The following is a 725-nucleotide window of genomic DNA, read 5'->3' on the forward strand; positions in this document are numbered from 1 at the left end:
GGGCATTACTGCAGCACGTACAGGCTGCATCAATGAAAAGCGGTAATCTGCCACCATCAGGCCGGCAGCCAGAGCGATATAAACGACAAAACGAGGCAACAGCTTAGAGCCTTTTGCCTCGTCAAAGCGCAAAGAAGAGCGTTCCATAACCATCTACCTTATGGGTTTTCCGTGAATACGGTATCCCATTTGCCGATATAGTCCAAAGCCTTACCGGCACCATAGGCAACGCAGTTCAGAGGTTGGTCGGCAATACCGACGGGCAGGCCGGTTGCGTCGGCCAAGACAGTATCGATACCGTGCAGAAGCGCACCGCCGCCGGTCAGCATAATACCGCGGTCGGCGATGTCGCCGGCCAATTCAGGCGGAGCCTGTTCCAAAGCTAGACGAACGGCACGGATGATTTGATTTACCGTTTCACTCAATGCTTCACGGATTTCATCTGAAGTAACTGCCAAGGATTTAGGCGTACCTTCGGCCAGATCGCGGCCTTTAATGCGCATGGCTGTTTCGGTTTCAAAGCCCGAGGCAGAGCCGATTTGTTTCTTCAATTCTTCGGCTGTAGCTTCGCCAATCAAGACACCGCGATGGCGGCGCAGGTAATGGATGATACTTTTATCGAATTCATCGCCGGCTGCGCGGACAGAAGCAGAATAGGCCATGCCGCCCAGTGAAAGAATACCGATTTCAGTCGTACCGCCGCCAATATCGACAATCATCGAACC

1 protein-coding gene is annotated in these 725 nt (G+C 53.1%); it reads right to left on the reverse strand.

All coding sequences use genetic code 11. The features are described 5' to 3' along the window. Positions 1–158 precede the first annotated feature (158 nt). On the reverse strand, positions 159–725 hold a 567-nt coding region (locus tag ACTHUR_RS13915; RefSeq protein ID WP_440399132.1), incomplete at its 5' end, for a rod shape-determining protein.

Source organism: Neisseria sp. P0021.S007 (assembly GCF_051956855.1).